We start from the raw sequence: 15,547 nt of genomic DNA on the forward strand, positions 1-15,547 counted from the left end.
TGTGAGTTGCCGTTGTTGCCTATGGGCGCAAGGATGTGTCCATGGATGAGTCTCGAAGCGAACTGAGCGGCCAGCTGTCCGGATGCCGTGTGGTCCTGACTGCTCAGCGGAAGGCCGAGCAGTTCGCCACTGCCCTCGAACGCCACGGCGCGGAGATCGTGCACGCACCCACACTCTCGGTCATCCCGAACGTCGATGACCCCGAACTCGTTGCACGCACCCGTGCGCTCATCGATGAACAGCCCGACGTCGTCATCGTGACCACCGGAGTCGGTTTCAACGGCTGGGCTGAAGTCGCTGAGGCAGAGGGTCTGAGCGAACAGTGGCACGCCATGATCGCCGGGGCCCGGATCATTGCCCGCGGTCCCAAGGCGCGCGGCGCGATCCAAGCCGCTGGGCTGACACCGGCCTGGGTGGCCGAATCTGAAACCAACTCCGAGATCCAGCAGGTCCTCCTCGAACAGGGCGTGCACGGACTTCGGATCGCAGTGCAGCACCACGGTGCTGGCGCCGACGGCTTAGACGACGCCTTCGCCGCAGCCGGTGCCGAGGTCAGCTCACTGGTGGTCTACCGATGGGGTCCCGCACCCGATCCGGACGCCGTGGCGGACGCCGTCGGCCTCGTCGCGGATCGTCGCTGCGATGCCGTGGCCTTCACCTCGGCGCCCGGGGTCACTGCCTTCTTGGACGCCGCTCGTGATCAGGGGTTACTTCCTGAGGTCGTCGCCGCGTTCACCGACAAGAACGGTGTGCTCGCCGCGGTGGTCGGCAACGTCACGGCGGTACCACTGGTGGAGCACGGAATCGAGCCGTTGATCCCCGAGAGGTTCCGCCTTGGTGCCCTGGTGCGCGCACTGGTGGCCGAACTCACCGCCCGGAAACAGGCGGGGGATGAGAATCGCGGGTGAATCAGTCCGTATCGAATCCGAAGCTGACGCCGGTGAGCCGCTCGGAGACCTCCCACAGTCGGCGGGAGGTGGTGAGATCGCTGGCTTTGGCTGATCGCCCCACCAAAGTGGGGGAGCCGCGCAACTCCCCGCGACCATCCGGACCGATGTAGCTGGCACCAGGGAGGTCGTGGGTCGCAGCGAACAATGTGGGCAAGGCCCCGTGTTCGCTGGTTTGGGCGAAGAGCCGTCCGGCGAGATTGGCTGCGGCGACGAGCGCCTTGTGCTGGCCTTGAGTGCCCAGACTCGTCGCCGAGTAGCCGGGATGTGAGGCCAAAGAACGAACACTCGAATCGGCCCCGCGCAGGCGACGCTGGAGTTCGAGGACGAACAGCAGATTGGCCAGCTTGGATTGGCCATATGCCTCTGCAAATCCGTATCTGCGTTTGTTCAAGGTCAAGTCGTCGAAATGGATCTCACCTGCTTTGTGCGCACCGGATGCCACGGTCACCACCCGATCGGTGACGTGCGGCAGGAGGAGATTGGTCAGTGCGAAATGGCCCAGATGGTTGGTGCCGAACTGGAGGTCGAAACCATCCTTGGTCTGAGCGCCTCGGTGCCCGGCGACTCCTGCATTGTTGATCAGAATATCGAGTCGGTCGTTCCACGACTGCGCGAACGATCTGATCGAGGACAGATCGGCGAGATCGAGTTCTCTGACCTCGGTGCTTCCGCCCATGGCGCAAGCCGCATTCTGGCCACGTTGCGTGTCACGGACTGCCAGAACGACGTGGGCTCCTGCGTGTGAGAACGCGGTTGCGGTGGCGGCTCCGACACCGCTGGTGGCCCCGGTCACGACCACCGTGCGGCCATCCATTGCGGGCATGTCAGCTGCTGTCCACCGATACTTCACCATCACCCGAGGCTACGCAGTGGACTTCGCACGAACAAGGCCGGGCCGGGCGTCTCCGCTTTCTCGGCTCCTGTTCAATTCGATAGGTGAACGACCCGTTGTACTCATACACCCGCCCTAGGACGGGGACGTCGACGGTGAGTCGTACGTACTGACGAGCCACCTCGGCGACATAGCGCTCACTCAAAGCGATCGCCGGACGAATCACCTTCGGAACAGGAAGACGAACCGACCCCAACCGCACGGTGACGCCACGACTGCTCAGGCTCAAGCCACCATCATCCGCAGCGACAGCGAAGGCAGCTTCGACCAGGGCTGGTCGGCCCAGCACATCGACGACGCGACCGGACTCGGACAGGGACACCGCGTCGACCATCGTCCAGGTACCCGACTCCAGCTTCAGGGTGCGGGCTGCGGTCTGCTGGCTGTCGACGGTGCGGTTCTCGATCCGAAACGGGACCTTGTGATGCATTCCGGGCACGATCACATGACGGCGCGCCAACCACGCAAGCACTGGTCGCATCCACCAACGCTTGGTGCCGAAGCGTTCGAAGGTGCCTTCACCGATCCCGACCGAGCCCGCGGGAATCGCTGCGAAGTAGCGTTGCAGCACCGGATGCAGTTCAGACAATTGGGAGCCGAGGGCTCGCTCGTACGGCGATCTCGTCTCAGGCTCCATGCCCGCGAGTATATGCGTCGCGCAGGGCTGGGCGGGTCGGGGAGTTTGAGGTTCACAGTCCCGAGAGTGCGATGTAGCGGTCCGTGAACCGACCGGCATCGTTGAGGACGTGTCCCACGCGTTTGGGGGTGCGCAGGATGACCTGGCGGCGCAGTTTGATTCCGGCCTGGGCCAGCGATGTGATCCTCTCCTCGAACACGTGCATGACGCCCAAGTTGCGCAGCCACACGTCGAAGGCCAGGTTGGCCGGCCCTGCAGAGGTGCCGACGTAGCGGATCTCCGGATGCGCGGACAGTGCTGTGGCAACCGTGCTCAGCTGGCGCGGTGGAATGTCGGCGAAGTACCAGACGTGGACCGGCCATTCGCTCCACGCACTGGTCACATCTGCGCGCGGCAGGAACTCCTTGGTGTGCAAGAGCCGAGCGATCGCATCATGGACTTTCTGCTCGCTGACACCGAGTTCACGCGCCAGGGCAGCAGCGGGTTTGCGGGCGTCCTCGCCCAACCTGGCCATCAACTCACTGCGAAACTGCGGGTCAAGGGTTCGTGCGGCCCTGGCCCGCGGGGGACGTGGGGCCGGCAGCAAGGCGACCTCCTCGGCGTCTAAGGCTCTGAGGTTCCAGTTGTCGCCCGTCTTCAGAGTCGAGGTGGCAATGTGTGTCTGCACCTCTCGGATGCCCGGCAGGCTCGGCAAAGTGTCGAGCAGAACGGTCGCGAGCGACTCATCGTCGGGCGCGATCAACGTGGCGATCAGGCAGGTGCCCGAGGACGTCACGTCCAAGGTCATCGCCATCGGAAGCTCCACCAAGGTCTCCGTGACCGCGGCCAGCGATCCGGGCTCGCAGTCGATTTCGACGAAGGCAAGATTGCGGCTGATGTTGAAGCCAGAAGGGTGACCGATGACCTTGACCACCCCGGCAGCACGGAGGCGCTCATAACGCCGAGCCAGGACGACAGGACTCTGCGCCAGGACCCGTGAAAGCTCACTCCAGGTGGCTCTGGGAGCAAGCTGGAGTGCGTGAATCAGCCGGGCATCGCTGTCTGACATCAGAGAATCCATCACAATATGCTCAATTCTCACAGATTTTCCACGATCTAGCGTTCGGAGCACACTGCGTGACTAGCATCACTTGGCAGATCGTTTGACCCAACGACGGGAAACGACGCGACGCGAAAGGCACAACATATGGAGAAGACCACGTCGACTCTGGCTCAGACGGTTAGCCATCCGCTGCTGTGGATCGGTGCGATCGCCGTCCTCGTCATCATCGCCGTCCAAAGCGTGATCTACCTGCGGGCAGCGAAGTCTGCCGCGGTCAAGGTGGGCATGAGCGGGACCGAGGTGAACACAGCCTTCAGGGCCTGAGGGATCTCCGCAATCGGACCTTCGGTCGCCGTGTGCCTGGTGGCACTCGCCCTGCTTCCGCTCTTCGGCACACCCAGCACGATCACCCGCCTGGGACTCATCGGCAGCGCTGCCTACGAGACCATCGCAGCCAACCTCGCCCTCGGCGTCATGGGCACTGGACTCGGCGAACCCAACGTCGACGGCAACATGCTCGTGACCATGCTGTTGGCCCTGGCAATCGGCGGCAGCGGCTGGATGGTCGTCACCCTCATCATGACCCCGATCATGAAACGCGGCATGGGCGAGGGGACAACGACGAAGACCGCACGCAAACGCTCCGCCCGTTGGGCGCTCCTGCCCACCGCGGCACTCCTGGGTGCCTTCTTCACTCTGGGACTGAAGGAGTTCGCGGCCAGCTCAGATGCCGCGATCGTCTTCGTCACCTCGGCGGGCGTGATGCTCTTGCTCACGCTGGGCGCGCAGTGGCTGAACAAACCCATGCTGCGCGAGTTCGCACTCGGTGCGGCCATGATCGTCGCCATCGCCGTCGGCTACTTCATCTCATGAGACCCAGGGAGAACACCATGAACGCAAGTACCAACACCATCACAAATCCCATGGCCGGCTTCGATAAGACGACATCCAAGTGGGGGCCGATCACCATGCTCGCCGGCATGATCGCCATGCTCTCTGGCCCGATCATGCTCGTCGCGTTCGGAGGCTACTCCATCGAACCGATGACCCTGGTCACCTGTGTCGTGGCGATCGCTGCCGTGATGGGCGTCATCTGGGTCATCGAACCGATCTCGTACTTCCCGATCCTGGGTCCCGGCGCGATGTATCAGGCCTTCCTCATCGGCAACATCTCTACGAAACTTCTCCCCGCAGCTGTCACCGCGCAGGAGAGCATCAAGGCCAAACCGGGCACGCCCCAGGCACAGATCGCAGCGACCCTGGCCATCTGCTCGGCCGCTCTCATCCACGTCATCGGACTCATGCTCATCGTCGGCATCTTCGGCCAGTGGCTGCTCACCGTCATCCCCGCCGGTGTGCTCGGTGCCGTGACCACCTTCGTGGTTCCCGCTGTCCTCGGGGCCTTCGTGATGCAGAACGTGATCGGCAACCGCAAACAGCCCAAGCTCATCGTCATCGCCCTCATCGTCGGCATCGTCGTCATCTACGGGCTGGCCCCGCTGGCACCGGCCCTGGCCAACGCCGCTCCGTTCCTCGGCGTCGTCCTCACCGCCGTCATCGCGATGCTGATGGTCAAGCCCGCACCCAAGACGGAGGCGGGCGAGGCGACCGACTCGGCCGACGCAGCCGACTCGGCCGACGCCGCCGATTCGGGTGCGCAGTCGGTGGCGAGTCCGCGGGCTGAGGCGGTCAAGCAGGACTGACATCGATCGGGCCAGACTGAAGCCAACGCCACCACCCCACCCCGCGAAAGGCGCCACCATGACCGCAGACCCCACCACACCTCCGCCTCGATCACTGGAGACGGAACACCTGAACGCCCTCGTCGAGAGGGCCGATGCCGCAGCACCTGAATTCACCGCAATGGCGGATGCGATCTGGGACGATCCCGAGATGCGCTGGGAGGAGTACCGCGCTCAGGACAGGCACCAGGCCGCTGCCCGGGCACACGGATTCACCATCACCGAGGCGGTCGGAGGCATCCCGACCGCGTTCAGTGCCCATCGCGGCACCTCGGGACCGATCATCGCCTTCCTCGGCGAATACGATGCCCTGGCCGACATCAGTCAGGAGGCCGGCAACCCTCAGCGCACCCGGGATCCGGCGAACACCTCGGGTGATGGGCACGGCTGCCATCACCATCTGCTCGGCTCCGGTGCGCTGATGGCCGCGGTCATCACGGCCGAGTACTTTGAGGCCGCCGGCATTGACGCCCAGGTCCGCTACTACGGCTGCCCGGCCGAAGAGGCCGCCGCTGGCAAGACCTTCATGGTTCAGTCCGGTGCCTTCGATGACGTCGACGCCGCCGTCACCTGGCACCCGTTCCCGACGACCACCGCCAGGCAGCACCTGACACTGTCGTACTCACAGGTCTACTTCCACTTCACCGGCATTGCCGCGCACGCAGGCGCCATGCCGCACCTGGGCCGCTCCGCCCTCGACGCCGTCGAACTGCTCAATGTGGGAACGAACTTCCTGCGCGAGCACATGCCCGACAGCGCTCGCGTCCATTACGCGATCACCGATGCCGGCGGCAGGTCCGCCAACGTCGTCCAAGCCCACGCCAGCGTCTACTACGTCGTCCGCGCCGAGGACACCCGGCAGATGCAGGAACTCTACGAACGCGTGGTCAAGATCGCCCGCGGCGCTGAGCTGATGACCGAGACAGAACTGGAGATCGAGTTCGACGGTGCCTGCGCCGAGGTGCTGCCCAACGACGCACTCGAGCAGGCACTCAACGGTGTGCTGACCCAGCTGGGCCCGGTGCCCTTCGACGCCGCAGATCAGGCCGCGGCCGCCGGGTTCGCCGTGGGCCTGAATGATCGTGCCATCGCCGAGTCGAAGCGCAAGGTCGGCTGGGACGTTGGAGACCAGCGTGCCCTCCACGACGACATCGCCCCGTTCCATCCGGACATGCCACGTAACCAGGGAACCGGATCCACCGACGTCGGCGATGTGAGTTGGGTGGTGCCCACGGTCCAGATCAGCTCGTCCACGGCAGCCTTGGGTACTCCGTTCCACGCCTGGCAGACGGTGGCTCAGGGTAAGCTGCCGTCCGCGCACAAGGGCATGATCCACGCAGCGAAGTCCATGGCGGCCACCGCGACGGCGATCGCGACCGATCCTCAACTCTTGGCCGAGGCCCAACGTGAGCATGGTCAGATCATGGCGAAGACTCCGTACCTGCCGCCGATCCCTGAAGGCGTCGTGGCGCCGCCGCTGCGTAAGGACGGTCGCTCGGCCGGGCAGTAGGAGAGTCAGGCAGTAGAGGCAGCGCGCGGGGGCTATTCGGCGTCGTCCTGACCAGGCGTCTGATCGATCTGCATGGCCTTGAACCGGTTGAGTCCGCTGATGATGTGGGTTTTGCTCACCGCGGCGACCCATTCCTTGTCCTCTGCCCGGGCAGCAGAGATGAGCTCATCGTGATGGTTCATGCTCGATGACACATCATTGTCCGAGTATGAGGCGAACAGTTTCGCCACGACGATGGGAATCATGAGGTTGTACGTTGTCGCAATGAGGGACTGAGCTGCGCTGCTGCGGATGAAGATGGCGTGGAATTCGTTGTTCACCGAGGCGATGCGGTGCCGCGTTCTCGGATCCGAGCCGAGGCTCTTCATCTGTTCGGTCAGCTCGGACAGAGCCGCGAAGTCATCCTCGGTGAGCCGACCGACGCTTTCGGACATGACGTAGGGCTCTATGACCGCACGTGAGCGGTAGATCTGCTCGATCTCCTCGGCGTCATAGCTGCGCACGCGCGTCCCACGCCGCGGAACAACCTCGACGACACCGACGCCCACCAGTTCGCGGAAGGCCTCACGAATGGGCGTCCTGCTCACGCCGAGGCGACCGGCAAGGTCGTTCTCGCGTATCCACGATCCCGGCGGCAGGTCCCCAGAGACCACCAAGCCGAGGATGCGCGAGCTGACTTCGGTCCAATGCGAGTCGCCGAACTGGGGCGGTGCGGCGTCAATGTCTACAGGCATCGGACACTAGTCCCACGACGCGTTGGCGAGTTCCTCACGGGTACCACCTCGGCTGACGAACGAGCTGACTGGGAACTTCGTCTCTTCGATGAGACCTTCAGATATATGTCTGACACGGTTCAAGTCTATGCCGGTGGAGATGCCCATTCCATCAAGCAAGTGGATGAGATCCTCGGTCGCCATGTTGCCGAGGACACTCGGGTCGCCGGGGAACCACATGTCTCCACCCAGCCCGGCGACTGAGGATTCGAGCCAGTCGGCACCGGCGGACAGGGCCGCCAGTGCATTCGCTGGGGCGAAGCCGTTGCGGTTGTGCAGATGCGCTCCGACTTCCAGGTCCGGGAATTCGTGTTTCGTCTCGCTGATGCCGGAGAAGAGTTCCAACGGAGTCTCCTCACCGGTCGTCGTGGCGAGGTAGACGCCGTCGGCGCCGACCTCGAGTGCCTTGCGGACGACCTTGTCGCGCGCCGCCTTCGACACCGGTCCGTAGCAGGGGGAGAAGAAGGCGCAGGCGACAGCGACGATGAGTCGTTGGCCGGCCCCTCGTGAGACCTCTCTGATCTCATCCAGTTGGTCCAGCAGACCGTCCGTCGTCGTTCCCTGGTTCTTCAGCGCCATGCCGTCCTCTGCCGGAACGACGAACGTCAGCTCGTCGAGCTCGCACTTCGCGGCTCGAAGTGCGCCCCTGGCGTTGGGGACGAGAGCGCGGAAGCGCACATCGGGTGGGCGGGGGATTCCGGCCAGGACCGCCTCGGCGTCGGCCAATTGCGGCAGAACCTTCGGGTGAGCGAAGGACGCGACTTCGATCTCCTTGAACCCGGCGGCGATCATCTCGGAGACGATGGCGATCTTACGATCGGTGGACAACGGCGTATCGATGGCTTGGAGACCATCTCTGAGCCCCACCTCGACGATGCGAGCACGTTCTGGCAGATTCCACATCAGCGGATCACTCCCTTGTCCCTCATATCTGTGAGTGCATCGTGGTCATAGCCGACCTCTGTGAGCACATCCTCGGTGTCCTGGCCGAGATCGGGCCCGACCCATCGCACAGCGGTGTCGGTGCGGCTGAGCCTGGGGAAGGCGTTCTGCATCGTGACCGACCCATAGTCCTTGCTTTCGACTTCGACAACGGACCTGCGGGCCTTGTACTGCGGATCGCTGAGCATGTCCTCGACCCGGAAGATCTTCCCGACCGGCACGGAGTGCTCGTTGAGGAGTTCGACCAGGTCATCGGCTTTGAACTGCAAGGAGAATTCGGCGACCAGTTCGTCGAGTTCGGCCTGGCGCTCGCCTCGAGCCGTATGGGTGGAGTACTCAGGATCGTCAGCGAGTTTGGGATTGCCCATGGCCGCGGCCAGGCGTGCGAAGACGGTGTCCTGATTGGCGGCGATGATGAGCCATTGCCCATCGGCGGTGGGGTAGACGTTGCTGGGGGCAATCTTGGGCAGGGTCGAACCGCTGCGTTCTCGTTGGATTCCGTCGTCTGCCCATTCGGGGACCATGGACTCCATCATTGCCAGGACGGATTCGTAGATCGCGGAGTCCACAACCTGGCCGAGGCCGCTGTTGTGCCTTTCCTGGAGTGCGGCGAGAACACCGATGGTTCCGAACAGGGCCGCCAGGGAATCACCGATCGACACCCCGACTCGTGATGGGGGAGTGGACGGGTCGCCGACGACGTAACGCAGACCGCCCATGGCCTCGCCGATGGAGCCGTAGCCGGCCTGCTTGGCATAGGGGCCCGACTGGCCGAACCCGGAGACGCGCAGCATGATGAGCCCGGGGTTGTTCTTCTGGAGCTCCTCGTGGCTCAGACCCCATTTCTCGAGCGAGCCCGGGCGGAAGTTCTCGACGACGATGTCGGCAGACTCGGCCAATGCTCGTGCAGCTTCCTGACCCTCCGGGGTGCGCAGGTTGAGGGTCACGGATTTCTTGTTGCGGGCCAGGACAGACCACCACAGTGATGAGCCCTTGACGGTGGCCTGACCCCATTGGCGCATCGGATCACCGTTCTTGGGGTCCTCGATCTTGATCACCTCGGCACCGAGGTCGCCCAGCAGCTGTCCGCAGAACGGTCCGGCGATGAGCTGTCCCATCTCAAGGACTCGGATTCCCCTCAGCGGTCCTGTGCCTGAGGCGCGCGATGTCTCTTCGTTCACTGGTTCTCCTTTGAAACAACAAGTTGCATACAATTATGCGAAATTCTGAGGTATGCTTTCAATCGTTCCCAGCAATGGAGCCGATTCTAGAAACACCATACACGGATCTGTATGCAATCAACGAAGTTTGTCTACCAGGTAGGACCGGAACAATCATGACAAGTCGAGAAGTCAAAGAGGACTCTGCGCAGGCGGAGCAAGTGCAGGAGGCCACCAGGTCGTTCGATCGCACGATTATGGGGCTGCCGGTCCTGGCGTTCATTCCGATGGCGATCATCGCCCTCGTTGCAGTGAGTCTCACATCAGAGGGGACCGGAATGACGGCGGCCTTCGCCGTGGTCATCTCCTTGGGCGGAATCCTGATGTGGGTGGGAAACTCCATCCCCTATTTCAAGGTGATCGGCGGCGGGGTCATTCTCTGCATCCTCGTCCCGGCGATCTTCAAGTACGTCGGTGTCATGCCCGGCTCCGTCGAAGGCCTGGTGACCAGCTTCTATGACACCTCGGGGTTCGGGGAGTTCGTCGTGGCGGCGCTCATCACCGGCAGCATCCTCGGGATGCCTCGCAGCCTGCTCATCAAGGCCGGCGCCCGAATTCTGGTCCCGATCATCGCTACAATCGCTGCCTGCTTCACTGTGATCGGACTGATCGGACAGGTCACCGGCGTTGGTGCAGGCTATGCGATCTTCTTCGTCGCCGGACCGGTACTGGGCGGCGGTGTCGCAGCCGGAGCTATTCCGATCTCAGAGATCATCGCTCAGAACAGCGGTGGGTCTGCTGCTGAGTACCTGACGGCGCTGGTGCCAGCAGTCGCCGTTGCCAACATCCTCTGCATCATCATCGCCGCAGTTCTCAACAATGTGGGCAAGAAGCAGGGGCACCGCTTCAAGGCCTTCAATGGCCAGGGCGTCCTCGCCCAGGGAGTCCGTCTGCCCGAGGCGACTGCCGAAAAGCTCCAATCACCGGCTGCGGCCGTCAAGTTGGCAGCGATGGGCTTCTTCATCGCCGGTGCACTCTTCACCGTGTCGAACCTGCTCAGCGATCTGTTCCCGGTTCTCCACGCCTACGTGTTCCTCATCCTCATCTGTGCGCTGGCGAAGATCTTCGTCCCGATGCCGCAGTACGTGGAGGAGTCGGTTGACCTCTGGTACGTCTTCGTCGCCAATGCGATGATTCCTGCGATCCTCGTCGCCATCAGCGTGATCGCCATTAACATCGATGAAGTTCTCTCGCTGGTCTCGGACCCCGGATACATGGCGATGACTCTGCTGACCGTGGTCGTCGCTGCTCTCGTCGCCGGTTTCGTCGGCTGGCTGGTCAAGCTGTACTGGATCGAATCGGCGATCTCGGCAGGACTGGGACTGGCCGACTTCGGATCCAGCGGTGACCTCGCGGTCCTTCAGGCCTCGCAGAGGCTGAACCTGCTGCCGTTCCTGTCGATCTCCTCACGCATCGGCGGTGGCCTGGTCCTCGTCGCATTGTCTGCGTTGGCTCCGTACCTGCTGTAGGCGCCGACTAGCGGTAGGTGACCTTCTCCGGGACCTGGTGGCCGTGCTCGTTGAAGGAGATGAGGCTGGTCCCGCTCTGGCCGGTGATGATGCGCGTGATTCCGGTGTTGACGGTGACCCGGTTGAACGCCATCCACTGGTCGAAGCCACCGCCGAGGAGCCTGGCCGCCGTCCACGCGATGGCTCCGGCGCTGGAGACGACGATCGTCGACTCACCAGAACTCATCGCAGCGCACGCGTCATCGAGCGCTGTGTTGACGCGGGTGGTGAACTCCTTGAAGGTCTCCGTATAGTCGCCGTCGTGCTCACCGCTGGCCCAGCGGGCAGCTCCGCGTTCGAGCTCGGCCTGGAAGATCTTCGAATCCTGCTTCGCACGCGGATCGGTGTCGGTCAGGGCGCCTGTGAGCTCCCAAGCCTGATACTCGTTCCAGCCGGAATCGATCTGAGGCTCCAGGGCGCTGGCTAGTCCGGACTGGATACCTGCGGCGGTCTGTCGCTGGCGCAGCATCTCTCCGTGGACGACGCGAATCGGCGCGACGTTCTGTGCGCCGAGGTGCTCGCCGGTGATGTAGCTCTGTTCCTTGCCCAGATCGGACAGTCGGTCATAGTCATCGGTGCCGAATGATGCCTGGCCGTGTCGGACCAGATACAGAACACTCATGCTTCTCCTCGTCTCGACCGTCCGCCATTGGAGCCGGTGCGCGCAAATGCCTATCGAGTTCGAGTCTACGGTGCCGATCAAGGCTAAGCGATCGTTCGGTCGAAATAATTGCGCGGTTCAAAGGCCAGGTGTAAATAATGCTCAAACTGTATGAATGGAGGACAGTATTTACATTGGACTGGCATAAATGATTTTGGCAGGATGATCGAGGTCACAGTCAATCGATGCTCAAGGAGGACGCGATGGACAAGACGACGAGCCTGTCGGAGGCGATCAGCACCCATCTCTACGATGGGGATACCGTCGCACTGGAAGGCTTCGGGCACCTCGTTCCGGTCGCTGCGGCGCACGAAATCATCCGACAGAAATACTCGAACCTCACCCTGGCGCGCATGTCCTGCGATGTCATCGTCGACCAGCTCCTCGGCGCCAACTGCCTCACCGGTCTGATCGCAGCCTTCGTAGCCAACAGTTCGGCAGGCTCCCTCTACGAACTGCGCCGGAGAATCGAGCACTCGGATCCCGAACCGCTGTGGTTCGACGAATACAGCCACGGCGGAATGGTGGCCAGGTATCAGGCCGGTGCATCAAAGCTCCCATTCCAGCCGATCGCCTCCTATCGCGGCAGCGATCTCGCCCAGAAGAACCCTCGAATCAGACCCGTGGACGACCCCTTCGGCGGCCCACCGATCTACGTCGTGCCCGCACTCAACCCGGACCTCACGGTCATCCACGCCCAACGTGCCGACTCGGCCGGAAATGTGCAGGCCTGGGGGATGCTGGGAATCCAGACCGAGGCCGCCTTCGCAGGCCAGCGACTCATCGTCACTGTCGAAGAGATCGTCGACGAGTCCATCATCCGCTCCGACCCGAACCGCACCATCGTTCCCTCCCACATCGTTGACGCTGTCGTGGAAGTGCCCCGTGGTGCGCACCCGCACGCCGTGCAGGGCTACTACGACCGCGACGACGCGTTCTCCCGAGACTGGTCAGCACTTGCCCGCAACGCCGAGGCGGTGAAGACCTGGCTGCAGACGAACATCCATGACACCGCAGACCACGACGAGTTCCTCGCACTGCTGGGAGCAGACCACTTCGACAAGCTGGGCATCCGCGACGCCTATTCGACACCCGTCAACTATGGAGGCCGGGAATGACCGCTGGCACATCTGATCACACCGATTTGAAGAAGGACGGCGGGGCTGTCACGAGCAGTGAACTGCTCACCATCCATTCTGCCCGAGCACTCGCCGGACGCCGCGTCGTCTTCGCCGGACACGGCCTGCCGACACTGGCCACCTCACTGGCCCAGCGCACTGTGGCCCCGGAGATCGAGATCGTCTACGAATCGGGAGTCACCGGAGCCAGACCGCCGGACCTGCCGCGCACCATCTCCGACTCGGTGCTGGTACCGGGGGCCGCCTCGGTGATTCCGATGACCCACCTGTTCAACTACGTCCTGCAGGGGCAGCGCATCGACGTCGGATTCCTCGGAGCCGCACAGGTTGACCGTTACGGCAGCCTCAACTCCACCCTCATCGGCGACGACTGGGAGCATCCGGACAGCAGGCTCCCCGGCTCCGGCGGTGCCATCGAAGCCATGGCAGGGGCGGCTGAGATCTTCCTCGTCATGCGCCGCCACACCCCGCGCACGTTTGTCGAGACTCTCGACTTCGTCACCTCGCCCAGTCCTCACCGGGCGGCACAGTCTGAGGTCGGCACCATGCCCGCCGGCGCCGGAGTCACGCACGTGATCACGGACCTGGGGATCATGACCCGATTCGCCCAGGACGAGGAACTCACGCTCAGCGCGGTCCACCCAGGAGTTGACCCTGCCGAGGTGGTCCGCCAGACCGGATGGGACCTGAAAGTCGCGAGCGATCTCGAAACGACTCAGGCTCCCACGTCAGAAGAGCTGGCGGTACTCAGGGACGATCTCGACCCCACCCGCATCTACCTGCGCTGAGCCGAACTGCGGCTGATTGCCACCGACAGCAGAGCGGTCGTGGGGACAACAATCATGATGATGAACCCCAGATAGGTGTCGCGGCGTTCCGTGCATTCCTGTTGGAAGTCGGCCGAAAAGGCGTCGTAGGCCTCAGCGGACATGCTGGGCAGTTCGGCATCCCAGCTGCTCGATGACTGCGCGTCCTCATCGGGGTAGGCGCGATCGGTCGGCCAGCCGAGCATGATGATCGATTCACACCTGACCCGAGTGTCTGCGATGTTGACGGAATCCTGCCCCGGACCACCGCTGACTGTGGTCTCCTTGGCGGTGAAGCGTGGGTCGTGGAACAGCAGAATGAGAATTGTGATCAGCCCGAGGTAGATGAGCACGAGAACGAGCGGATGTGTCTTTCGCTTCATGGTCAACCATCATCGGTCTCGTTTAGGAAGCCGACCGTCCTAAACTCTCAGGCCGAGCGCGCTGACCGACTCTCGAGGTATTCCGCTTTGGCGTTTCGAGGCGTGCGGTTCGGGGATGCGAATGCGGTGGCGATGTTTCGTGCCTGGGTGATGCCGGCGCTTCGATTGTCGGCGTTGTGCTCGCCCTCGACGTCGTAGATGAGATGGCTTTCCACGTCGGTGATGCCGCAGTAGGCGAAGATGCCGATATCGAGCTGGGCATGCATTGCGTCCCCATACCCGTATTTGTCATAGGTGCGCTGTTTGGAACCACCGACGCCGAAGAGTGCTGTGGGCACGCGGGGGAGGAGTCCGTTCAGCGGCTCCTTGCCTCGATCGGCAACACCCGAGCCGTACTGATAGGCCCAGTCGCCGGTGAAGACCCGCTCGATCCAGCCCTTCATCATCGCCGGCATCGACCACCAGTAGACAGGGAAGACGAACGCCAACCGGTCCGCGACCTCGACTCGCCGGTGCATGTCGGCGATGCCGGATGGGATCGGACCGCCCCAGAAATGATCGTGGTCCGCCTCAGTGAATCGTGGGTCGAAGTCTTCGGCATGGAGATCGAGGAGATCGATCGAGTGGCCTGCAGCTGCGAACGGTGTGTGGAAGGAATCCATCACCGCGCCCGGATAGCTTGTGCGGATCGGGTGGGCGAAGACGGTCAGCAGGTGCATGGATCTCCTTCCATCAGCACGGCGCTCGCCGCACTGCGGGCCGCAGCGATTGCTCGCGGGCCCATATATGAGGCTGTTGATGTTGCACCCTCGAAGATGATGAGCAGCTCATCGGACAGGGCCTCATCTTCACGACCGAGCTCATTGACGACGAGGTGGCCGATCAGCTCTCGCAGGCGCCGCCGATATTCCGCGACCACGGTGGAGACCCCAGCCCCGGCGCCAAGCGTGTCGGCTTCTCCTTGAGCGCGCAGGAACAGGCAGCCCCGGGCACCTTCTGCTTCTATCCAACGTTCAAGGCCGGTGAGCAGCTCGTCGAAGGTCGACGCCGTGCACGTGCTGAAGAAGCGTTCCATCCGCGCCTGGAGAACGGCAATCGTGAGCCCGATCTTGCTGCCCAGATGCTTGTACAGGGTCCTCGAGGAGACGTTCGCTGCCTTGGTGAGAGCATCCATGCCGGTTGCCGCGAAGCCATTCCCGTCGAAGACGGGCTCACAGCTGGTGACGATGTCGGTGCGAGTAGTGGACATGATGACAACGGTACAACGAGCGTTTTACATCGGGCAAGCCCAGGGCACAGTGAAGTCGGCTGCTCGCGGCGGTCAAACTGTGGTCAAAGGTCT

General features: G+C 63.1%; 16 protein-coding genes and 1 pseudogene. 7 read left to right on the forward strand and 10 right to left on the reverse strand.

Annotation, left to right across the window (positions count from 1 at the left end; genetic code table 11):
* Positions 1-41 precede the first annotated feature (41 nt).
* Positions 42-908: a uroporphyrinogen-III synthase gene (locus tag LQ788_RS03380; RefSeq protein ID WP_231445280.1), complete on the forward strand. Its 867-nt coding sequence runs from the start codon at positions 42-44 to the stop codon at positions 906-908.
* A gap of 1 nt (position 909) precedes the next feature.
* Here the strand turns inward: LQ788_RS03380 and LQ788_RS03385 are convergent, their stop codons facing one another.
* The 3 genes from LQ788_RS03385 to LQ788_RS03395 are packed head-to-tail and all read right to left on the reverse strand — an operon-like array spanning position 910 to position 3,527.
* Positions 910-1,773, reverse strand: coding sequence for an oxidoreductase (locus LQ788_RS03385; RefSeq protein ID WP_231445281.1), 864 nt, complete (start codon positions 1,771-1,773; stop codon positions 910-912).
* 1 nt (position 1,774) lies between these two features.
* On the reverse strand, positions 1,775-2,479 hold the full coding sequence (locus LQ788_RS03390; RefSeq protein ID WP_231445283.1) for a DUF4166 domain-containing protein: 705 nt from the start codon (positions 2,477-2,479) through the stop codon (positions 1,775-1,777).
* 52 nt (positions 2,480-2,531) lie between these two features.
* Positions 2,532-3,527 carry an Lrp/AsnC family transcriptional regulator gene (locus tag LQ788_RS03395; protein WP_231445284.1) on the reverse strand — a complete coding sequence of 332 codons (996 nt, stop codon included), beginning with the start codon at positions 3,525-3,527 and terminating at the stop codon, positions 2,532-2,534.
* A 138-nt stretch (positions 3,528-3,665) separates the two neighbouring features.
* On the opposite strand from LQ788_RS03395, the pseudogene LQ788_RS03400 reads away from it, so the two are divergent.
* From LQ788_RS03400 to LQ788_RS03410, 3 genes and pseudogenes are all read left to right on the forward strand, one after another.
* Positions 3,666-4,394, forward strand: a pseudogene (locus tag LQ788_RS03400) (DUF5058 family protein).
* A 17-nt stretch (positions 4,395-4,411) separates the two neighbouring features.
* Positions 4,412-5,224 (forward strand): hypothetical protein, encoded by an 813-nt coding sequence (locus LQ788_RS03405; protein ID WP_231445285.1) that lies wholly within the window; start codon positions 4,412-4,414, stop codon positions 5,222-5,224.
* 58 nt (positions 5,225-5,282) lie between these two features.
* Entirely contained in the window at positions 5,283-6,773 is a 1,491-nt protein-coding gene (locus LQ788_RS03410) for an amidohydrolase (RefSeq protein ID WP_231445286.1), read from the forward strand.
* 32 nt (positions 6,774-6,805) lie between these two features.
* Here the strand turns inward: LQ788_RS03410 and LQ788_RS03415 are convergent, their stop codons facing one another.
* The 3 genes from LQ788_RS03415 to LQ788_RS03425 are packed head-to-tail and all read right to left on the reverse strand — an operon-like array spanning position 6,806 to position 9,669.
* Complete coding sequence (locus tag LQ788_RS03415) at positions 6,806-7,507, reverse strand: GntR family transcriptional regulator (RefSeq protein WP_231445287.1); 702 nt, start codon at positions 7,505-7,507, stop codon at positions 6,806-6,808.
* A 6-nt stretch (positions 7,508-7,513) separates the two neighbouring features.
* On the reverse strand, positions 7,514-8,449 hold the full coding sequence (locus LQ788_RS03420; RefSeq protein ID WP_231445288.1) for a hydroxymethylglutaryl-CoA lyase: 936 nt from the start codon (positions 8,447-8,449) through the stop codon (positions 7,514-7,516).
* A complete protein-coding gene (locus LQ788_RS03425; RefSeq protein WP_231445289.1) occupies positions 8,449-9,669 on the reverse strand; it encodes a CaiB/BaiF CoA transferase family protein in 1,221 nt (406 codons plus the stop codon). The genes LQ788_RS03420 and LQ788_RS03425 overlap by 1 nt, the downstream gene beginning before the upstream one ends.
* Positions 9,670-9,824: 155 nt before the next feature.
* Between LQ788_RS03425 and LQ788_RS03430 the strand changes: the two genes are divergently transcribed.
* Positions 9,825-11,177, forward strand: coding sequence for a 2-hydroxycarboxylate transporter family protein (locus LQ788_RS03430; protein ID WP_231445290.1), 1,353 nt, complete (start codon positions 9,825-9,827; stop codon positions 11,175-11,177).
* 7 nt (positions 11,178-11,184) lie between these two features.
* Here the strand turns inward: LQ788_RS03430 and LQ788_RS03435 are convergent, their stop codons facing one another.
* Positions 11,185-11,838 (reverse strand): histidine phosphatase family protein, encoded by a 654-nt coding sequence (locus LQ788_RS03435; RefSeq protein WP_231445291.1) that lies wholly within the window; start codon positions 11,836-11,838, stop codon positions 11,185-11,187.
* Positions 11,839-12,062: 224 nt separating this feature from the next.
* On the opposite strand from LQ788_RS03435, the gene LQ788_RS03440 reads away from it, so the two are divergent.
* Both LQ788_RS03440 and LQ788_RS03445 read left to right on the forward strand, forming a co-directional pair.
* Positions 12,063-12,995 carry a CoA transferase subunit A gene (locus LQ788_RS03440; protein WP_231445292.1) on the forward strand — a complete coding sequence of 311 codons (933 nt, stop codon included), beginning with the start codon at positions 12,063-12,065 and terminating at the stop codon, positions 12,993-12,995.
* The gene (locus LQ788_RS03445; RefSeq protein ID WP_231445294.1) at positions 12,992-13,804 is read left to right on the forward strand and encodes a CoA-transferase subunit beta; all 813 of its coding nucleotides are present in this window, start codon (positions 12,992-12,994) and stop codon (positions 13,802-13,804) included. Before LQ788_RS03440 ends, LQ788_RS03445 begins: the two co-directional genes overlap by 4 nt.
* Here LQ788_RS03445 and LQ788_RS03450 read toward each other — a convergent pair.
* From LQ788_RS03450 to LQ788_RS03460, 3 genes are read right to left on the reverse strand one after another with little or no spacing between them, the layout of a single operon-like run.
* Complete coding sequence (locus LQ788_RS03450) at positions 13,792-14,205, reverse strand: hypothetical protein (RefSeq protein WP_231445297.1); 414 nt, start codon at positions 14,203-14,205, stop codon at positions 13,792-13,794. The genes LQ788_RS03445 and LQ788_RS03450 overlap by 13 nt on opposite strands.
* Positions 14,206-14,252: 47 nt before the next feature.
* Complete coding sequence (locus LQ788_RS03455) at positions 14,253-14,924, reverse strand: NAD(P)H-dependent oxidoreductase (RefSeq protein WP_231445299.1); 672 nt, start codon at positions 14,922-14,924, stop codon at positions 14,253-14,255.
* A complete protein-coding gene (locus tag LQ788_RS03460; protein WP_231445301.1) occupies positions 14,912-15,454 on the reverse strand; it encodes a TetR/AcrR family transcriptional regulator in 543 nt (180 codons plus the stop codon). Before LQ788_RS03460 ends, LQ788_RS03455 begins: the two co-directional genes overlap by 13 nt.
* Positions 15,455-15,547 lie beyond the last annotated feature (93 nt).

Source organism: Brevibacterium zhoupengii, assembly GCF_021117425.1.
Taxonomy (GTDB): domain Bacteria; phylum Actinomycetota; class Actinomycetes; order Actinomycetales; family Brevibacteriaceae; genus Brevibacterium; species Brevibacterium zhoupengii.